17 protein-coding genes and 1 pseudogene are annotated in these 19,382 nt (G+C 31.1%); 3 read left to right on the plus strand and 15 right to left on the minus strand.

Annotated features, from left to right (window positions below; genetic code table 11):
• The first annotated feature begins 68 nt into the window (after positions 1-68).
• Complete coding sequence (locus ACVWY7_RS12250) at positions 69-1,295, plus strand: MFS transporter (protein ID WP_456523811.1); 1,227 nt, start codon at positions 69-71, stop codon at positions 1,293-1,295.
• A 96-nt stretch (positions 1,296-1,391) separates the two neighbouring features.
• Here ACVWY7_RS12250 and ACVWY7_RS12255 read toward each other — a convergent pair whose 3' ends face one another.
• The 15 genes and pseudogenes from ACVWY7_RS12255 to yqeK all read right to left on the minus strand — a co-directional run bounded on the left by ACVWY7_RS12255 (position 1,392) and on the right by yqeK (position 17,327).
• The gene (locus ACVWY7_RS12255) at positions 1,392-2,201 is read right to left on the minus strand and encodes a MerR family transcriptional regulator (RefSeq protein ID WP_047956959.1); all 810 of its coding nucleotides are present in this window, start codon (positions 2,199-2,201) and stop codon (positions 1,392-1,394) included.
• 121 nt (positions 2,202-2,322) lie between these two features.
• On the minus strand, positions 2,323-3,768 hold the full coding sequence (locus tag ACVWY7_RS12260; protein WP_105989555.1) for a serine hydrolase domain-containing protein: 1,446 nt from the start codon (positions 3,766-3,768) through the stop codon (positions 2,323-2,325).
• Entirely contained in the window at positions 3,749-4,279 is a 531-nt protein-coding gene (locus ACVWY7_RS12265) for a DUF1700 domain-containing protein (protein ID WP_105989556.1), read from the minus strand. The genes ACVWY7_RS12260 and ACVWY7_RS12265 overlap by 20 nt, the downstream gene beginning before the upstream one ends.
• Positions 4,276-4,617: a PadR family transcriptional regulator gene (locus tag ACVWY7_RS12270; RefSeq protein ID WP_016087774.1), complete on the minus strand. Its 342-nt coding sequence runs from the start codon at positions 4,615-4,617 to the stop codon at positions 4,276-4,278. The genes ACVWY7_RS12265 and ACVWY7_RS12270 overlap by 4 nt, the downstream gene beginning before the upstream one ends.
• 388 nt (positions 4,618-5,005) lie before the next feature.
• Positions 5,006-8,176, minus strand: coding sequence for an ATP-binding cassette domain-containing protein (locus ACVWY7_RS12275; RefSeq protein WP_105989557.1), 3,171 nt, complete (start codon positions 8,174-8,176; stop codon positions 5,006-5,008).
• 76 nt (positions 8,177-8,252) lie between these two features.
• Complete coding sequence (locus ACVWY7_RS12280; RefSeq protein WP_456523812.1) at positions 8,253-8,735, minus strand: SRPBCC family protein; 483 nt, start codon at positions 8,733-8,735, stop codon at positions 8,253-8,255.
• An 89-nt stretch (positions 8,736-8,824) separates the two neighbouring features.
• Positions 8,825-9,562 (minus strand): hypothetical protein, encoded by a 738-nt coding sequence (locus tag ACVWY7_RS12285; RefSeq protein ID WP_431174526.1) that lies wholly within the window; start codon positions 9,560-9,562, stop codon positions 8,825-8,827.
• Between the two features lie 136 nt (positions 9,563-9,698).
• The gene (locus ACVWY7_RS12290) at positions 9,699-10,259 is read right to left on the minus strand and encodes a class I SAM-dependent methyltransferase (RefSeq protein WP_000985667.1); all 561 of its coding nucleotides are present in this window, start codon (positions 10,257-10,259) and stop codon (positions 9,699-9,701) included.
• Between the two features lie 272 nt (positions 10,260-10,531).
• On the minus strand, positions 10,532-13,204 hold the full coding sequence (locus ACVWY7_RS12295) for a M4 family metallopeptidase (protein WP_456523813.1): 2,673 nt from the start codon (positions 13,202-13,204) through the stop codon (positions 10,532-10,534).
• 170 nt (positions 13,205-13,374) lie between these two features.
• Positions 13,375-13,749: a hypothetical protein gene (locus tag ACVWY7_RS12300; RefSeq protein WP_001059018.1), complete on the minus strand. Its 375-nt coding sequence runs from the start codon at positions 13,747-13,749 to the stop codon at positions 13,375-13,377.
• A 107-nt stretch (positions 13,750-13,856) separates the two neighbouring features.
• On the minus strand, positions 13,857-14,705 hold the full coding sequence (locus tag ACVWY7_RS12305) for a GNAT family N-acetyltransferase (protein ID WP_212114084.1): 849 nt from the start codon (positions 14,703-14,705) through the stop codon (positions 13,857-13,859).
• Positions 14,706-14,798: 93 nt separating this feature from the next.
• Entirely contained in the window at positions 14,799-15,434 is a 636-nt protein-coding gene (locus tag ACVWY7_RS12310; protein WP_000446324.1) for an SDR family oxidoreductase, read from the minus strand.
• A gap of 16 nt (positions 15,435-15,450) precedes the next feature.
• On the minus strand, positions 15,451-16,188 hold the full coding sequence (gene mtnN / locus ACVWY7_RS12315) for a 5'-methylthioadenosine/S-adenosylhomocysteine nucleosidase (protein ID WP_000218298.1): 738 nt from the start codon (positions 16,186-16,188) through the stop codon (positions 15,451-15,453).
• Positions 16,185-16,693 (minus strand): annotated as a pseudogene (locus tag ACVWY7_RS12320) (DUF3885 domain-containing protein); the annotation flags it as partial. The gene mtnN and the pseudogene ACVWY7_RS12320, both read right to left, overlap by 4 nt.
• Positions 16,683-17,327 (minus strand): bis(5'-nucleosyl)-tetraphosphatase (symmetrical) YqeK, encoded by a 645-nt coding sequence (yqeK, locus tag ACVWY7_RS12325; protein ID WP_456523814.1) that lies wholly within the window; start codon positions 17,325-17,327, stop codon positions 16,683-16,685. The gene yqeK and the pseudogene ACVWY7_RS12320, both read right to left, overlap by 11 nt.
• 192 nt (positions 17,328-17,519) lie before the next feature.
• Here yqeK and ACVWY7_RS12330 point away from each other — a divergent pair, with 192 nt between their 5' ends.
• Together ACVWY7_RS12330 and ACVWY7_RS12335 are read left to right on the plus strand one after the other, a co-directional pair.
• Positions 17,520-18,215 (plus strand): response regulator transcription factor, encoded by a 696-nt coding sequence (locus ACVWY7_RS12330; RefSeq protein WP_001038814.1) that lies wholly within the window; start codon positions 17,520-17,522, stop codon positions 18,213-18,215.
• Entirely contained in the window at positions 18,205-19,362 is a 1,158-nt protein-coding gene (locus tag ACVWY7_RS12335; RefSeq protein WP_001243303.1) for a sensor histidine kinase, read from the plus strand. Before ACVWY7_RS12330 ends, ACVWY7_RS12335 begins: the two co-directional genes overlap by 11 nt.
• Positions 19,363-19,382: the final 20 nt, after the last annotated feature.

Raw genomic sequence — 19,382 nt, forward strand, 5'->3', positions numbered from 1 at the left:
TTCTATATATAACAAATATTGGACGGATTATTTTCAAATTCCTCTATAATAAAGGTGGTATAAACAGTGTGAAACTTATACAAGAACGTAGCCTTACCGTAAAGACAACTTTTTCTAAAGAATACAAGATTTTTATTTTTGGTTTACTCATTTCACGAATTGGAGACTCATTGTATACTTTTGCGTTACCTTGGATTGCCTATCAATTAACCGGTTCAGCTGTAATTATGAGTTCTTTATTTGCTATTAACGTATTACCAATCGTTTTATTTGGCCCTTTAGTTGGTGTAATAATTGATCGTTATGATCGAAAAAAGTTACTTTTGGTAGCGGATATTACCAATATTATTTTAGTAAGCTTTGTACCAATACTACATTCATTACACCTATTAGAAATCTGGCATTTATACATAATTACTTTTATGTTAGCAGTTATGTCCATGCTTTTTGATGTAACAACCGTTACAGTCATCCCGAAAATTGCCGGAGCATCCTTAACGAAAGCCAATTCTTTCTATCAAATGGTCAATCAATTAGCCAGTTTATTTGGTCCAATGATAGCTGGGGTTTTCATTTCTTTTATTGGCGGCTTTCAGTTGCTTTGGATTAATGTTCTTTCATTTATTGCTACATTAGTTGCTGTGATGTTATTACCGTCTATGAAAACCACAAATAAAAAATGCGAAGATAAAAATACACTTCAAAATGTACTATCTGATTTGGTTAATGGATTTACATGGCTCAAAAATGACCGCTTAAATTTAGCTTTATCTTTTCAAGCTATGATAGGAAACTTTGGAGCAAGTGCGGTTTTAGGTGTATTCATGTATTATTTATTATCCACATTACAACTTACCCCAGAACAAAGTGGGGTTAATTATTCATTAATTGGAATAGGTGGTCTTTTAGGAAGCTTGATTGCAATTCCTTTAGAAAAAAGGTTGCAGCGCGGCATACTAATTCCTTTACTCCTATTTGTTGGAGCAATTGGCTTAACTTTCGCGCTTTGGAATACATATTGGGTCGCTCCTGGAATTGCTTTCGGTATCGCAATGACTTGCAATATTGCATGGAATACAATTGTAGCCACAGTTCGCCAGGAAACAGTTCCATCAAATATGCAAGGGAGAGTTTTAGGGTTTTCACGTGTACTTACACGATTAGCTATGCCACTCGGGGCATTAGTAGGAGGCATTATTTCAGCTTATAATCCAGTGTATGTATTTGCTTTAGCTGCCTTTACGAAGTTACTTGAAGTTTTTATTGCACTATGTAGTCCGATACGAAAGCTATGATGGAAGGAAAGATAATTATGTATGATTGGTTAATTAAAATTTATGGATAAGTTTATAAAGAAAAAAGGCATATTATAATGCCTTTTTTCTTTATCATCATTTAACTGGATAACAAACTTCTGTAACCCACTTATTAGGATCCGATTCCATTGCTGGGCTCACATGATAAATATTAAACATCGGGCCTGCTAATTCGTAACCTTCTGTCTCAATCCATTTTGCGGCAGCTTCATTTACGTTTGTCATTTGTTCATAACTTCCGCTTACTGTTACAGAAGCTACTTTGATTGGCTCTATTTTTTGAAAATAAACATCTTTTGTATTTTCATGCTTTCCTAAGATATTTAGCTGTATTTCTACATCTACATCATTTTCTTTGTATTCTTGATCATGGAAGACAGCGATACTATAACTCGGATGGGCCATATTAATATTTTTTATATGAATTTCTTGCATTAACATGGTCCATAAATCGCCTTCACAATTATATGATGGAATAACCTTTCTAACACTGGCTACATATCTTTCTGGAATTTCTTTTATTGAAACGTGGTAATTCATCTCAACAACTTCCTCTCTCATCGTTTTCATTGAATCTTCGAGGAGACGTAATTGTTTTTTGAGGTTAGTCATGTCTTCTTTAATTTGAGCACTACGATTTAAAAATTGCTCCTTAATACCATCTATATTATCGCATTCTATTATTTCTTTAATGGTAGCGATATTAAATCCCATATTTTTTAACGTTTGAATTTGATTTACTTTCTTTAATTGGGCTGCTGAATAGTATCGGTATCCACTCTGCTCATCAACTTTTATTGGTTGTAATAATTCCACTTTATCGTAATGTCTCAACATCCGAATACTAATGGAAGATAGTTTTGAAAAGTCTCCTATTTTAAACATGATTTCCTCCTATAAGTTACATCTACTTCGAAGCTCAACTTCATCTTAAACAATGACATTGTGTGAGAGTCAACTATTTCTAACACTTAACTTATATTTCTTTCATTCTTTCCCCTTATACTTACTTCCTTCTTAAAGCTATAAGAATTGATATTAATCCGTTAACAGCTAATAAAGTTACACTAATACTTGTAAATAAAGCTACGTCTGGCGCAAATATTTTAATCGTACGCCAAGGTGAACTCGTACTATAAGTAAGCAGTGGGATAAAAATAATAGATAATAGTAGGGATAGACTCCCTATGAATAACCAAATTACCTTTTTTACAGTTTTCATATGTTTATACTTTTTAATTAACATAATTGATATTATGAAAAGTATTAGTGTAACTATCAACAAAATAATTTGTGTTAATGGTATTTTTTTAGGGATATCAACCGGTTCTTCTCCATTCAAAATACTAATAATACCCTTTTTCAATACTGATAGTGCTGTTTCTTCTAATACATGATTTTTATTTGTTAAAATTACTCCACTCCAGCCACTTTCGTTTAAAGTAAATAATTCTGCACGAGCATCGGGCGTTGATCCTGAATGCCAAATCATCGTTTCACTTTCATTTATATTTGTTGTTCTTAATCCAAAACCATAACTTTTTTCTGAATTTATTTTATAAAGTGGTGATAGATAAAGATGCATATTTTCTTGCTTTAATAATTGAGCATCCTCTGGACGATTCAAAAACATAATATATTGAATCATATCTTCTAAATTTGCAGTAATATAGCCATACGGTGCCCCGGCATTATCATAGGACACTACACTTTTTCTTGGAATGCCAAACCAAGACTGATAACCTGTTAAATACCCTTTTTTATATGCAGTTTCTTTACTTGCTGCCGCGCCATTCATATTTAACGGCTGAAAAATATACTTTTCCATATATGATGAATATGTTTCATTTGTGACTTCTTCAATCAGTGCACCTAAAACAATATAATTTGCATTACTATATTGATATTTTTCACCTGGTGGAGCAGTTACTTTTACATTTGAAAGCTTCATTACATTTTCTTTTAATGCTGTAGAACTTTTGGATTGCTTATCTGATAATGCTAAGCCCTCATATGTGTTGATTCCGCTTGTATGAGTTAGTAGATGTTGGATTGTTATAGTTGAGGATATTTGAGGATTTTTTAGTTTAAACCAGGGGAGATATCGTTGAACTGGATCCTCTAATTTTATTTTTTTATCTTCTATTAATTTCACTATAGCTAAAGCTGTTAAAGATTTACTTATTGAGCCGATTGCAAATGGCGTTTTACTAGTTACCTTTTTTTCAGATTCTCCAGTAACCCCCATCGTTTTTGTGAAGAATACTTCTTTATTATGTACAATTGCAACAGCAGCTCCTGGAATATTCTGTTCCTTTATAAATTTTTCAATATACTTATCTAATGTAACTTTAACATTTTGCTCAGCGTAAACTTTTGGATGTGTGATACATAGCATAAATACATTACAAAGAATACAAATTAGAAAGACTTTATAGATCGCATTCTTCATTATACTTTAGATGCTTTCTTTTTTTATAACTTACTAAACTAATATATACTACTACAGAGAGTGTCAAACTAGTCATTATTAATAATGCGTTCCACCATTGATTCTCTGATATGCGATATAAAAGATTATACTGAAATGCATTTTTACTATTAGTTGGATTAAATGATTCAGTTAAAAATATTGAAAATATACTTTGCGAGCTGAGGTAAGTAATAACTGCGATGAATATGCCACGTAACATAAATGTGTTGAATTTGTCCTTTTCATTTTGAAGTTGTTTCATTTTAACTTGTAAATCAATTTCATTTATTTCTAAAAAATCTTTAACAAATAATTGAGGTGTACCTAAATCATCTATACTATCTTCACCGTGTTCACGACATTCTTGAATATGTTCTAATATTTGTCGCTTAATATTATCCCTTTCTTCTAAACTTATATCATATTTCTTTAATTCTTTTAGCACGTCTGTTAAAAATTGCTTTTCTTTACCTATCAATCTATTCCTCATTTCAGAAGGTCTCCTTTCAAACCGCTTTTTAATAATGTTTGAATATCCGATTGCAATTCTAACCACTCATTAATTTTCTTCTCAAGACGTATTTTACCGTTTTCATTAATTTCATAATAAATTCTAACTTTACCACTGTCTGTTACTTCTTGATAAGTATTAACCCACTCTTGATTTTTCAACTTAGTTAGAATTGGATAAATACTTCCTACTCCTTTCAACTTTAAATTGTGTACTTCTAGCTCTTTCATAATCTCATAACCATAACTTTTCTTTTTTGACAAAATAGATAATACACACATTTCTAAATGACCTTTAATTAAACTTGTTCTATCCATAAGATAAATTTAACAGAAATATATACTTCATTCAAGTATATATTTCTGTTAAATTTTAAAAAATCATATAATAAAAATAAATGATTACTAAACAAACACATTCTCACTTATGAACTATTTTCATCCGTAATTATCACTTTTATAATATAATAATTACATAATATATCAAGCGATTATTCTTTTTAATTTCTCACCTCTTCTCCCTTAATACTTTTTTCCTTAATAAAAAATTTCGTATGTGGGACATAAAATACTAAAAGATCCAATTTCTTAATTTAGATATTAGGAAATTGGATCTTCTTTCATTACCTTGTATTAATCATACTGCGTTAATATATACATTATAAAGAATATAAATTATGTTAATAACACATAAGCTAATAAAACTTTACTGATTACGCTCAAGACACTCATAAACCGCCATCATATCTCGTTTATCCAATTCACGAATACGATTAAAAATTGGTATTTGCGCAACTGCCTCTGTTAATAAGTTCTCATCCACAACATCACTAACTTTTCCAGTTAACCATGTTTTTACATCCACACCCTCAACAACTTCTTTTAGCCCTTCGTCATTAATACCACTTGCATTACAAATTACACATGGAATTGTTAGTTTAAAAACACCGTCATGCAAATTATCTTCAGTAATAACTTTCTTTCCTTTACAGAATGGACATGGATCACTTTTTTTAATTTTATTAATTTGGGTAACTATTTTTTTGTATCCAAACGCTTCGTATACATACGTAAGTTTTTTATATTTACCATTTGTGAAATGCTGATCTATTATGTTTTCTCTCGTTTCATAAACATTAGGGAAATCACAAACAGTTACTTGATTATTAACACTAATGGATTCGATATTCCCTTTAATTTCGTCCCAGAATGGTAAGACATTTTGTAACACCATTTCATAGTTTGAAAAGCTTGCCTGTTCTAACTCAAACATTTTTAGTGCAACTTGTGCTTTTCTTGGCAATAAAGAAACATCTTCTGTCAATCTCATATCGCCACCAACAATAGATTTCAATTTATGAAGTTCAGGTAAATCACCGACTAATTTCAACACTTCATTAACTGGTTGATTGATAATCTCACGAATATCTGAGTTGCCAAATTTAAGTGGTTTATGATGGTTTAAAACCGTCCCTTCGCAAATTGGACATGTTACCATTTCTTTAGAAGCCTTAATTTCTTCTTTAATAGGTGCTTTTGAAATAACAATATATCCACCAATAATCGTATTAAATCCTACCCATGTTCTGCGCGTCTTTCCTTTTTTATCATAAAATGATTTTTCAAAATATCCATACCAAAACGTATGCTTTTCTTCTTCTGACATATCATTATAGCTCTTTGAAAAATCGTGACCAAGTTCATTTTTAATTTCTTCGAATAGAAACTCTATTTTCTCATATTGATAAAACTTTAATACTTTCATGATTTCTGGATCGAATAAACCGTCCCAAAATGGAACGTTTTTATTTTGGATTGTAATATCTTTATCGAAAACTTCAATTTGAAGACGTCCAGAACAAGATGGACAATGATTGTCCTGTGAATAGAAATCAAAACTTCTCGTATCTTTATTAGCTGGATGAGCAGCTACAATATGATTAATTATTCCACCAAGCTCATATAAAAAACTATATTGACTGTATAAATGTCTTTCAAGATCAATAGCAATAACCGGTGCAATTGTATTAGATTCATACTCACCATAAATTAAACGCGCCATTGATGATAAACTTTTTAAAATACCACCCTTATAAACATTTTCAGCATTTTTAAAATAGTTAATATGATTTCCTTCTAAATAGTGAACGCCTTCTTTATGCTTAAGTGCTGAAGTAATATGGATTTGCTCAACATTATTCACACTGGTTCTCTGACGATAATAATCATCATGACTTACTACTTCAAGATGATTGATAGCTTCAATCTGTCTTTTCCCAAAGTCTACAATATAATCAGAGCTTTCTAACATGTAACTATTATGCTCAATCATAATGATAGAGACTGATTCATCTTGCAATATTCCTCTAACACTGTCTATAAATTGATTTAAAATATTTTGTGATAAACCTTTTGAAGGCTCATCAAAGATAAATAACGTATGTGGATTTCTTGTGTTTGCAAATAGTTCCGAAACTAAATGAACACATTGAAACTCACCTGTTGATAATGTTTGTGTTTTTCGTTCTAATGTTAAATAGCCAAGACCTAATTTAATTAATAGGCTCAAGCGTTTATAAGCAATATCTTCATTTGGAAGTTCATCAATAATATCTTCAATCGAACGCTCAAAAATATCATCAATCTCTTCACTATACTTTGTTAGTTTCTTTTTAATATCTAGAAAAGTTGCTACAGTTGATCGACTTGTAATGGATTGATTGCGATCTTGCCCTACCATAACTAGTCTATCTTTTGGATATCGTTTCAAGAAATCTGTAGCTAAACATTCATTGACAAGGGTAGATTTCCCGCAACCAGATTCTCCTGTAACTGTTACAAGCCTATTTTTAGGGATCTGAAACTCCGCCATTTGGATATTACGGCAATATAATTCTCGAAATGTATAATATTCTGTTGGAAATTCTTTATTTAAATCCCACAGTATTGATTTTGGCCTTGGTGATTCTTTCACAATTTGTCCACCATATTTTCCGCTACCAGGTCCAAAGAACAATTGCTCATCTGTTGTATCCAGTACTGTATCTGAGTGATCAATGAGCCAAATTTGATTTTTACATCCTAATTGCTTAATCTCCGCTAATATTTGTAATAATGTTTCATGATCAAGTCCAACTGAAATCTCATCAATAATAATTACGGCATTTTCACTTACTGCCATAAATTCAGCCAAATACAGTCGTGTTAACTCTCCACCTGACAACGTACCCATTATTCGATTTAATGTTAAATAACCAATGTTCATATTAATTATATTTTGCAGTATATGTTGCTTCGCTTCACTAATATTTAACTCTTCCGCTAACGAAAGAATAGACTCAACACTTAAATCATTAATATTTGAAATGGTATGTGGTTTAGCAAATAAATCTATAGTATGTTGTTCAATTTCTTCACTATAACGTTTTCCCTTACATTTTTTACACTCAATATTTTTAGTAGTACCTCGACCTTTACAACCAGAACACCAACCTAACTGATTATTAAATGAAAAAACCTCAGGAGAAAGATGAAATACGTCAGCAAGTTTTTCGCGAATTTCAGTGAAAACACCAGTATGTGTACCTATCGTTGAACGTGGATTGGAAGAAATCGATGATTTTCCTAGAAAAAGTACTAAAGGCATATCCTCCATCTTAATCGCACTAAAATTCGTTTCCATAATATTAGGAAATAAATATTGATATTCAGCCTTTGGCAATAAAGAAACTAATCGTTTTTTTGATTCTTCACCAATCGTTTGACAAAAAGTTGTTTTCCCCGATCCTGATAAACCAGCGATTCCAAACGACTTATTAAATGGAATGAATGTATCTAATTTATTTATATTATTAGCAATTAATTGATTTACCTTCATATGAACCTCTATTCTTATTTTTCATTAAAAGCATATTTACAATATAATAATTACACAATGAATATAACCTTTAAGGTTATATTCTTCTTACTTCAAGAACCTTATCTTTATATATTACAAACCATTGTTGCCATTTATCTTTAGAAAATTCTTTTTCTTCTCCTTTTAGAACAGCAGAAAAAAGATCTAAACAAATATGCCAACCTGCTATATCTTTCGGTGTATGATCAGTTAATTCATGAATGTATTCTTTAAGAAGTAAAAGAGAACCATTTTCCTCTTTATGTATTTCAAATCGGACACGATCTTTATCCCAAGTAAATTCAAGTACTGAGTTTAATTGACATTCTAAAATATCAATATTTATGAATGAACCATCCATCATATCAAACTTTATGACTCCATCTGTTTTTAAGCTTTCAATCTGTAAATTAGACATCCATTTTTTCAACTTACTGTTTTCAGTTAAAACAGACCAAACTTCTTCTATTGAATATGAAAAATGACGATCAAATTGTACTACGTATTCATTATTTTGTTTATCTATTACAGCTAACATTATTAATTACCCCCCTTCCAATAACGAATATACGTTCTATTTTACATGGTTTCATTAAAAAAAGAAATATCTATTCCACCCCACTTAGTTTAAGTGGTTTTTGTTATATTCATAATTGATTGACTTATTATATATGAAAGTTCTAATCTGGTTGACCATGCTTTTATTGGATCAATAATATTATCTTGATTAAGACTATTGACATATTTTAAACCATCTACTGCAATATACCCGATTTTAAAATCGGTAAATTCTTTTATAATCATCGGCCATTCACCATCAGTCATTCTGCATTTAGAATATTTTATTATGTAATCAGCTACTTGTTTTGAAAACCCACATGAACCTGCTGTAATATCTACTTGTTTCCCTAATTGTAATGACATAATTTTATTTGATACTGTTTCTGTAGCTTGCCATTCTTCAGGATGTGTCTGAAAAGCTCGATCCGTTCTGCCAATGATTAGGTAATCTACATCCGCTATATTCTGAATGAACGAATTAAGCTCAGCTGGATATTCTTTCATCCAAGTTAGCAAACGATCAAAATCACAATAATGATAGTAATCATGTTCATAGTTACTAACATACTTCAAACAATCCCTACGTGCGTTCCCTACCCCTGATTTTTCTACTATATTTATATGGAAGTTACATTGCTCTAGTTCTTTTACAATTTCTTTAGGTGTTACATTACTGATTGTTATATATTTGTTATCATAACTTAAATTTATTAATTTCTCTTTTAGCTCTTTTATTGTAGATAATAAGCTCCCTGCTGGATCATGAGTAATGCATGTTAATGCCACTTGTTTTATAGGTTGCATAGTATATTCATCCCCTTTGCAAAATAAAAAGCAGAAAGAATACTTTCTGCGATTTTTATAATAAAATAGTATAAACAAATAAACTCCACTACAATTCATAAATTTATATTATAAGCACGTAATTTAGTTTAATGATTTACCGCTTAATCGCATCAACAATTAACGATGGAAAACCAAGTTTATCACCTTTATTTCTAGAATCATACCTTTTCGAACGGAAAATAACACCGTCGTTTGCATCCCATTCATTGTAATAAAACTGACCATTTTCATCACAATATTCAAGCAAAACTACCTCAAATCCAGCAGTTTCAAACATTTTCGTTAAAGTTTTATAATTATGAACAATTTTATGACTTGCTGCTGGGTGATCTTTCGGACCAGGGCCACCTATTTGAACTATGTTTTGGTACACCTCATCCCGGAAAAATGCATCAGGGACGCCGCACCGAATATGCCCTGTTGGCTTTAAAAATTCATAACAAATCCTAGCTGCTCTTACACCTTCTTCAAACGTAAGGTGTTCCCATACATGCTCAGCTAAAATAGCTGAAATAGAATTGTATTCAAATCTTTCTTTCCACGTAGCTTTATTTAGTAAGTTAAGTTCATCTTCTTGTGTTTGAATCCAACCTGGATTATTATTAAACGCTCCAGCTCCGACAACTACTTTAATTTCATCTTGTTTTATTGCCATCATTTTCACCTCGTAAACATTTTAATTTATTAATATATTCTATGTTTACTAATATCCTTCCTTCTTCAATAAATTAAGAAAAATATAATGATTGCTATAACGAAAAACGAATTAAGGAAGAAATTCAGTACCATGAGTCCAGAACAATACTGAATTCAAGCACAAAAAACTTCTTAATACAACAATCTGACTACCTTTATGGAATCAGTTCATAATGCATAACTCTTTTATTTCTCCTAGATAATGAACTTTTTTAAAACGAATAATCCTTATTATTTTTGTATCTTTCTAAATTTACGAGCCAAAGTGAGTACTGTACCTACAATAACCATCCATAATCCCATTGTTGTACTGTTAGTTGTACTGCCCCCCGTATTGGGAAGCTCTTTATATGTAGATTCATTTTTATCAGAATTACTGTTGTTTGGGGTATTACTGTTGTTAGCAAGGCTATTAGCTTTTCCAGTGTCTTTATCTTTCACAAATACTTCTTGTATTGTATGTACCTCATTACCTACAGAATCTCTGACACTATATTTTATTTCAAAAGTACCAGTTCTAGAGGTATCTACAGTTCCTTCATACATGACTTTAGAAGTAAGATTACCGTCCTCTTTATCAGTAGCTGATACTCCTACCATTAGATCAAATTTATCTCCCTTAGTAATTGTAGTAGTAGCAGGTACTTGTAGTATTGGTATTTCATTCTTAACTTCTTCTCTAACTTTAACCGTTACAGTTTGTTTCGCAGTTCCTTCATTACCTTTTGAATCTGTAACTTTGTACGTTAATACATATGTACCGGCTTTAGAGGTATCTACTTCACCATCAATTTTTACTTTAGAAGTAAGATCGCCTTCTTCTTTATCAATAGCTTTTACTTTTGCCATTGGATCGAATGAATCTCCTACAGTAATTGTCGTTGCAACAGGAACTGTTAATGTAGGGTTTAAATCTGATGTTTCCCCATTTCCCTTTACAATTACAGTCTGTGTTGCCGTTGCTTTCCCACCTTGAGAATCAACGACAGAGTAATCCACAATGTATTTGCCTGGTTTAGAAGTATCTACATCACCTTTATGTTTTACTCGAGTTGTTAAATCACCATCTTCTTTATCAATAGCTTTTACATTGCTTATCGGGTCAAACGTATCACCTACACGTAGTGTAATTGTAAGTGGTACAGTTAACTCTGGGACTTGGTTTACCTCAGTTTTTTCGTCTTCTTTCACTGTTCCTTTAATTTTTGCTGCATCAAAAGCTTTTTGAACCGTTTCAACCTCAATTGAATTTGCTCCATATTTATTTGTTGCAACTTTAAGACACGCTAATCTTAATTCAGAGAAATTAGAAGTCATGTTCAATTCATCAGTATTTGCATAATAGAAAATATCAAACATTTTATCTTCACCAATACCATTTACAGTTACACCGTTATGAGTGCCGCCTTGTGCAATTAAATACGCGACTTTATTAATAATACTTGAGTTAAAATGAACGCCCTCATTATCTTCTCCGTTTAAATCACTGTATTTACTATAATCATCTGGGTACGGTACTCCATCAAAAAATTTGACTGAAGATGGATTTTTCATATCACGGAGAACGGATCCGCTTTGTTCTCCTATTGTCCAATTAAATTTCCCATTATTTATATATTTCTCAATAGCTGTTCCCATAATATCAGATAATGCCTCGTTAATTGCCCCAGACTCCCCAAAGAATTCAAGATTAGATTCGCTAGATGTAACCGCATGTGTAAATTCATGGCCCGCTATGTCAAACGCTCTAACCATTGGATCACCATATATAAGCATACTCACATTGTTAATATTAGCACTAAATGCATTCCCCCAATTTTTAGGGTCATCTGTTTCTCCTGAATGCCATGCATGTACAACTGATACTATTTTTTTCCCCTTATTATCAAAACTATTACGCTTATATTTGTCTTTATAAAAATCATATACCTTTGTTGCTAAGAAATGAGCACTGACCGCCTTTGGATCATCAAAGGTTGTTGAAGTGCTAGTTGCTAATATACCAGGATAATATCTTTCTTCAAAATTAATATCTCTATAATTTACATCGTACGTTTCAATTCCTTGCCCTCTTGTATAATCAGCAAGCGCATATTTTCCGTTACTCTGTTCAGAAATACCAAATATGCGAGTTATCCCTAAATCATCTTTTCCTGTTCCAGTTAATGATATGGAATTGCTTTTTTTATTCTCCTTTAAAGATTCAACTTGCTCTTCACTTACTTTTAAATCGGATTCTTGTAACGTATTTTTCAACATAACACCATTATGGGCATCCACTAAATAAGTTCCAGATACATAGTTTGGTGTGGCAGCCGCAAATGTAACTTGATATGCATTGCTAGCCTGTCCATTATTTTCATCAACAAAAATAACTTCCCTAACTTCTGGCTCAGAAATAAATCTAATATCATTTCCGTACTTCTTATAAATATATTGTTTTGCCTCTTCTTTTGATAAATTAATAGGATTCTTTAAATCTTCTTTTTCTAAATTTTGTGCGCTGTCTCCTGAAACACTTTTAATAACACCTTTTTTATCTACATGAGCAGTCAATTGGTGTCCATATACTTCTTTTCCTTCATATATTTGTTGCAAACGTACAAGTGTAGTCCCATCATATGAACCGCGTTTTTGAAGAACCTTGTAATCTACCCCTTTGTCTCCACTAACTTGTTTTGGTGACAAAACATGCTCCGCCTTTTCCTTAAGTGCATCTTTCACTACATTCTCTGGCGTTTTTTGTGATGGTTGTGTCAGTTCTCCTGTGCGGAACGAATCTTCTTGAATATCAACTTGCATTTGACCCGTTTCCTCTGCATAACCTATCCCGTATGGTACTATGCTTGTTAAAGCCAATCCTGTTGTTAATGTAACTATAGCTATTTCTTTTTTATTTTTCATGTTATTTTCCTCTTATAATTTTCTAAAATATGAAATTACTAAAATTTATACAATCTATTTCTAATGTAAAAAGATGACCTCTGTATTCAACAAAAGTCACCTCTTCAATATGTAATATACCTAATATGTTTTTAATATATAATTTCTATATAAAACAGAAAAAGCATTCATTAGCGAGCATTTTGCAATACTTTTATTAGGTCATTTATATTTTCAACTTTCTGCTGAAACCGATCAAATCTACTATGTAATACTGAAGGATTCTTATCTTCAGTTGAAATAACTTTTTTTAATTCCTGTTCTAATATATCATATGTATCAAAGAAATTATCAAATTCTACACTTACAAGTTCTTCATTTTCACGATAATATCTTTTTGCTTCTATATAAGTCATGTATGATTTATTTAAAAACCCTAATGAAATTAAATATTTAGAAGTGTTTTCTTGATAAATAGCAATATCACATGCTATTTTCATATCAGAATAAGTCTTTTGAACGAAACAATGCAATTCAAAAATCTTAAACTTTAATCCATTATTCATTTCATCCCCTCCATCCTATCTATTTTACATAAAAAAAGAATATTATACAAAGTAAAATATCAATATAGTACAAAAATAAAAAGCGAAAGAATAATTCCTTCCGCTTTTTACAACAATACATACATTTCATATTGTGCTAAAGAATTCTTTTCAAATCCAGTTTTCTTTACAAACCCTTCCAGTAAACTGTTGTTTGGAAAACTAATTAATAAGCTTTCTAAATTCAACTCATCTCTTGCTACCTGTAATAATTTTGATCCAATACCACGATTTCTATACTCTTTGTCTATGAAAATAAAACTGATTTTACCTTGTTCATTTATACATATAGAACCTTTTAAATCATTACCGATATATGCACCATAAAAGGTATGATTTGTTTTTTCGATATAATCCATATCATTTTGCCAGTTTATATGGAAGTGTAACCATTTCTGAATTTCAACTTTAAAAGCAGGGAATTCTAATTGTTTTACTTCAATTCCCTTACATTCTCTATGTATTATTTTAGTCATATCTTTTAAATTATAATAAGATAGATCGTACACTTTTTCATAGCCTAATTTATTATAAAAACGAATCGCTCGGTCATTACCTACAATGACTTCAAGAAAAAGTTGCTTACACTCATTTTGAAGCGCCTCTTCTTTATGCAGTTCAAATAACTTTTGACTCACACCAACACCACGATAATTCGGATGAACCGCTAATGTACCGCAGCGCATTGTTTTTATATTTTCATAATCCTTTATCCCACCAAGTATTACACCAACTGGCTTGTCACCATCTAAAGCAAGAAACGAGTGTTCTAACGAATTCCCTTCAAGACCAAAAAATCTTTTTATAAAATCTCCCTTTGAAACTTCCATCTTAATAATATAATCTGAAAACCCATCCTTAAAAGCTTCGTACACTAAATCTATATTTATTTCACTGCATCTTTTATATTGAATCATATAAAATTATCCCCCACTTACTCGTGTTAAACTTAACGTTCAAATACATAAGATCTACTAGTCACATCATACTTTAATTTTGAATTCTACTGCTTAATTTGAAATGAACGGACACTTCCCTACATATCTATCACTATTAATTTGTTTTATAACAAACGGTGCAATATCGCCATTTTGTATTTTAATTCCTGGCATATCAACTAAACTCTCTTTTATACTTCCAATACCATTTCCCTCTATAACAAATGGTAATCTAACAATTGTCCAATCTACCTCACTATTTTGGATAATTTGTAATTCTTTATATTTATCTTGCATCATTTTTGGTAAAAACAATTTAAACAAAGTAGCTCCTATTTTATTTATAATTCCCTTCTGATCTCCCGTAACATTTAAAGAACCTCCGGAAATTAGAATATATCTTTTTATTTTAGACTCTTTCATCGCTTCTAAAATATGCTTCGTTACTGTACTAAAAATGTAAGATTCATTTTTCGGTTGGCCTACTGCATTAATTACAGCACTACAACCTTGAAGTAAGTCTTGTATCGTTGAAAAGTTACGTGCGTCCCCAATAATAGTCTCTATATTTTTATTTATTTTCTCTGTATTTGTAGAATTTCTCGTTAATATTTTTACTTGATATCCCTTTTCTAACGCTTCATTTACAAGAATTTTTCCGGCTTTTCCGTTCGCACCCAAAATAGCTATTTTATTTGTACTTTCCAATATTAAGCCCCTCTTACTATCTATGATTTACTACATTGATTTCATACACACGTAAAAAAGCAATTAAATGCTCGCAAGCTCGTTCACATGCTAACATTTTAAATATTTTTTGTTCCTCTTTCGTTTTATCATTTGCTTGATCTGAAGCAGCTTTTAAACATAAAAAAGGCTTCTTATTGATTTGACATACATAAGCAAAAGCTGCGACTTCTTGATCAACAGCCAATGCTCCATATACAGTATGGAGTAAATACCTCATTTCTGAACTACGGATACGTTGATCTCCAGATAAAAATGTCCCGAAATGAATCGGATCATAAGATCGTATTTTTTTTATTCTTCTTACAAGCGATTTTGTTGTTTCAATAGGTGCTGTTCTACCATTATATAAGTTAAAAACATCTTCGCCCGAACCAGCAGCAGTGACATCGTGTTGTATGGCGTTGAGTGCCACTACAATATGACCATTTTTCACCTTATTTGATAAACTCCCGCATATCCCTGTCATAAACAACTCATCTGGCTGAAACTCACTAATTAATAATTGTGCACAACTAGCACAACTTACCTTCCCAACACCAGTTATAACTGAAATAATTTCCAGATCATTTATAGTATGAAAATGAAATTCCCAAGCGGCTCTTTTTTCAATGCGTTCACTTGGATAAGATTGATGCAAATACGTAAGTTCAGGTTCCCAAGCGGCTACGATTGCAATACGTTTCATTACAAACTTCACTTCCCTCACTGTCATTTAAATAATTTATCTATGCTTTCTCTTTTATAATCTGGAATCCACTCTTTATATTTCTCATATAAATTTCGTATTGTTTCTTTATTCTTCGAAATTACTTTACTTCCTCTATCATCATACATAAACATGATAATATCTTTTGTTGCATTTATGAGAAATACATCTGGATAAGAAATTTCTTTTTTTGCGTCCTAAACGAGGATAAAGACCTGGTAAATCTTCATGATTCGCTGCTTGAATAAATCGTTTATACTTTATATCACCAGCGAAATATTTTAATGAAAATTGATATGTACAATACAAGTCAGTTTCTTCATCTTCAAATAAAAAAGTATTGTTTCTTGTCTTGTATGATACTTTAAATCTCTTTTTGAATAAATCGACTATATATTTATTTTCTGTGGATTTTTTACATTTCCTTTTTAAGTCAATAAACATTTGCTATTAAAAACACTTTATCTTCTTTTAAAAATATATCTTCAAATAAGTGTTTATTATTTGTATGGTACTAATGTAACCCTAGTAAATATTTCATTCATATATTCTTTTAACTGCCAATATGCATCTTCTAGCCAAGGGTGTAAAACTTTCAACGTGTCTTTTCTATCCCACAAATATGAAATATATGCAAAAGCCGCATGTTCTAAAGATTTTTCTACCCCCTTTTTTACCTCTACTAAGTATGGTGGTGTCCCATTTTGATCCCATTCTATTTTATCAGCAACAAATAACACTAAATCCATCTTCGTTGCATGTTTACGCAGTGTGGTATGGCAACAAATTGCATTTAAAATCTCTTCATCATGCACTTTAAATATCTCTTTTGCGATTACTCTCGAAAGTTTTTGATGAATAATCATTGGGAATTTTCGTTCTTCTTCTAATATCTCTATTCCGAATTCTTCAGCAACTACAATCCGTACTTCATTTGGAAAAATTGCACTAATATCATGTAAATATCCCGCAATCGCTGCTTTTTCTTCATCTTCATAAAACATTTTTGCAATTTTCCTCGCCTCATTTGCTACACGAATTGAATGTTTATATGTAGGCTTCTGATTGTATTTTAATAAAAAATCTTTAATATCATTTTCTATTTTTCCAGTTGGAGAAAATGAATATATCTCCTTATATAACATAGTAAATCCTCCTTAAAACTAACTTTCAATATAATATATAATCTTAATATCCTTGTGTTTTGTATTCGTTATAAATGTTGTAATCCCTTTTTTAATACGTTACATGAAATTTTATAAAGAATCATCGCTACAAGTACATAAATGTTTGATATTATAGTAATGTTAATGATTTGTAAGGAAAGGAACTACATAATGAATAAAAATATATTAATTATTGATGATGATAAAGAAATTGTCGAATTACTTGCTGTTTATTTGCGAAATGAAGGCTATAACATTTATAAAGCATATGATGGTGATGAAGCATTACAAATGATTTCTACATATGAAGTTGACCTTATGATTTTGGATATTATGATGCCAAAACGAAATGGATTAGAAGTTTGCCAAGAAGTTCGTGAAAATAATACTGTACCTATTCTTATGCTGAGTGCAAAAGCAGAAGATATGGATAAAATATTAGGACTTATGACAGGCGCCGATGATTATATGATTAAACCATTTAATCCATTAGAATTAGTAGCTAGAGTGAAAGCTTTGCTTCGACGATCATCTTTCCAAAATGCTTCTTCGCCCAAAAATGAAGATGGTATGATTCGCATTCGTTCTGCTGAAATACACAAACATAATCATACTGTGAAAGTAAATGGAGAATATATTAAGCTTACATCTATTGAATTTGATATTTTATATTTACTTGCGAGTAATACAGGAAGAGTATTTAGTTCTGAAGAAATATTTGAGCGTGTTTGGAATGAAGATGGTTATGGTTCAAATAAAACTGTAATGGTCCACATTAGTAATTTACGGGATAAACTAGAAACAGTAATGAATGGAGAAAAATTTATTCATACTGTTTGGGGAGTAGGCTATAAAATTGAGAAATGAAGCATTTGATATATTAAAAGATATCCCTAAATGGAAACTAATTTTTTGGCTCTTATTAGCTATCACACTCACTCCTATTACTGAATTAATTATATATCGCCTCGTTACGAGTGTAATTGAGAGTTCACTTACGTTAAGTGAACTTAGCAAAGAATTTATTAGAATTTTTGGTTATGAAAAATATAAAGGAATAAAAGAATCTCTATGGATGATGATTGTCTCTTATTTATTTTTATTTTCTATTTTCTCATCCTACCTATACATTTTTTATCGTCATGAAAGAAAGCTTTACTATGAAACTTGTATTAAAAAAATGATAGAAGAGATTCGTTATATTGCAAATGGAAACTTCAATCATAAAGTTTCTATCGTAAACCATAATTATCTAGAAGAGTTAGCAAGCGGGGTTAATCAAATTGTTGAACAATTGAAAGTCTCGATTGATGAAGAAAGACAGGCAGAACAAGCAAAAAGCGAACTTATTACAAATGTATCGCATGATTTACGTACTCCTCTTACCTCTATAGTTGGATACGTAAATTTAATCCACCATGATAATTATAGAGATGAAGTGGAATTACGGCATTATATACAAGTCATTTACGACAAAGTAACTCGTCTTAATGCATTAATGAATGATTTGTTTGAATATACACGTGTTCAAAATAAAGAATTAAGTTTATATTCTGTCCCTATTGATATTGTAGAACTTCTTGGACAATTAACCGTTCAATTTCGAATACAGCTTCAAGAGACTAATATTGATTGTCGCCCCTTTTTCCCATCAAAGAAGTTAATGGTATTAGCTGATGGGGACAAATTAGTGCGCGTATTTGAAAATCTAATTATTAACGCTATCGCTTACGGTAACGATGGTGATTATATTGATATTACTGCTTATGAAAGTAATAATATGATCGCAATCGATATAACCAATTACGGCCAACCTATTCCAAGTACCGATTTACCTCATATTTTTGAACGTTTTTATCGCGTTGAGAAATCGCGCTCTACAAACACTGGTGGTTCTGGACTCGGATTGGCAATTGCAAAAAGTATTGTCGAATTGCATAAAGGAACCATTGAAGTGTATAGTGATGACAAAAAAACAACATTCACTGTAAAACTACAACCATATAAATGTTAATACAGTTTAATTTTAGGTCC

This window comes from Bacillus sp. TE9106W (assembly GCF_054062215.1).

Excerpts from the sequence above, each read along its gene's own strand:
- ACVWY7_RS12255 (WP_047956959.1), bottom strand. The coding sequence starts at position 2,201 with ATGTTTAAAATAGGAGACTTTTCAAAACTATCTTCCATTAGTATTCGG.
- ACVWY7_RS12260 (WP_105989555.1), bottom strand. The coding sequence starts at position 3,768 with ATGAAGAATGCGATCTATAAAGTCTTTCTAATTTGTATTCTTTGTAAT.
- ACVWY7_RS12265 (WP_105989556.1), bottom strand. The coding sequence starts at position 4,279 with ATGAGGAATAGATTGATAGGTAAAGAAAAGCAATTTTTAACAGACGTG.
- ACVWY7_RS12270 (WP_016087774.1), bottom strand. The coding sequence starts at position 4,617 with ATGGATAGAACAAGTTTAATTAAAGGTCATTTAGAAATGTGTGTATTA.
- ACVWY7_RS12275 (WP_105989557.1), bottom strand. The coding sequence starts at position 8,176 with ATGAAGGTAAATCAATTAATTGCTAATAATATAAATAAATTAGATACA.
- ACVWY7_RS12280 (WP_456523812.1), bottom strand. The coding sequence starts at position 8,735 with ATGTTAGCTGTAATAGATAAACAAAATAATGAATACGTAGTACAATTT.
- ACVWY7_RS12285 (WP_431174526.1), bottom strand. The coding sequence starts at position 9,562 with ATGCAACCTATAAAACAAGTGGCATTAACATGCATTACTCATGATCCA.
- ACVWY7_RS12290 (WP_000985667.1), bottom strand. The coding sequence starts at position 10,259 with ATGGCAATAAAACAAGATGAAATTAAAGTAGTTGTCGGAGCTGGAGCG.
- ACVWY7_RS12295 (WP_456523813.1), bottom strand. The coding sequence starts at position 13,204 with ATGAAAAATAAAAAAGAAATAGCTATAGTTACATTAACAACAGGATTG.
- ACVWY7_RS12300 (WP_001059018.1), bottom strand. The coding sequence starts at position 13,749 with ATGAATAATGGATTAAAGTTTAAGATTTTTGAATTGCATTGTTTCGTT.
- ACVWY7_RS12305 (WP_212114084.1), bottom strand. The coding sequence starts at position 14,705 with ATGATTCAATATAAAAGATGCAGTGAAATAAATATAGATTTAGTGTAC.
- mtnN (WP_000218298.1), bottom strand. The coding sequence starts at position 16,188 with ATGACAGTGAGGGAAGTGAAGTTTGTAATGAAACGTATTGCAATCGTA.
- yqeK (WP_456523814.1), bottom strand. The coding sequence starts at position 17,327 with ATGTTATATAAGGAGATATATTCATTTTCTCCAACTGGAAAAATAGAA.
- ACVWY7_RS12330 (WP_001038814.1), top strand. The coding sequence starts at position 17,520 with ATGAATAAAAATATATTAATTATTGATGATGATAAAGAAATTGTCGAA.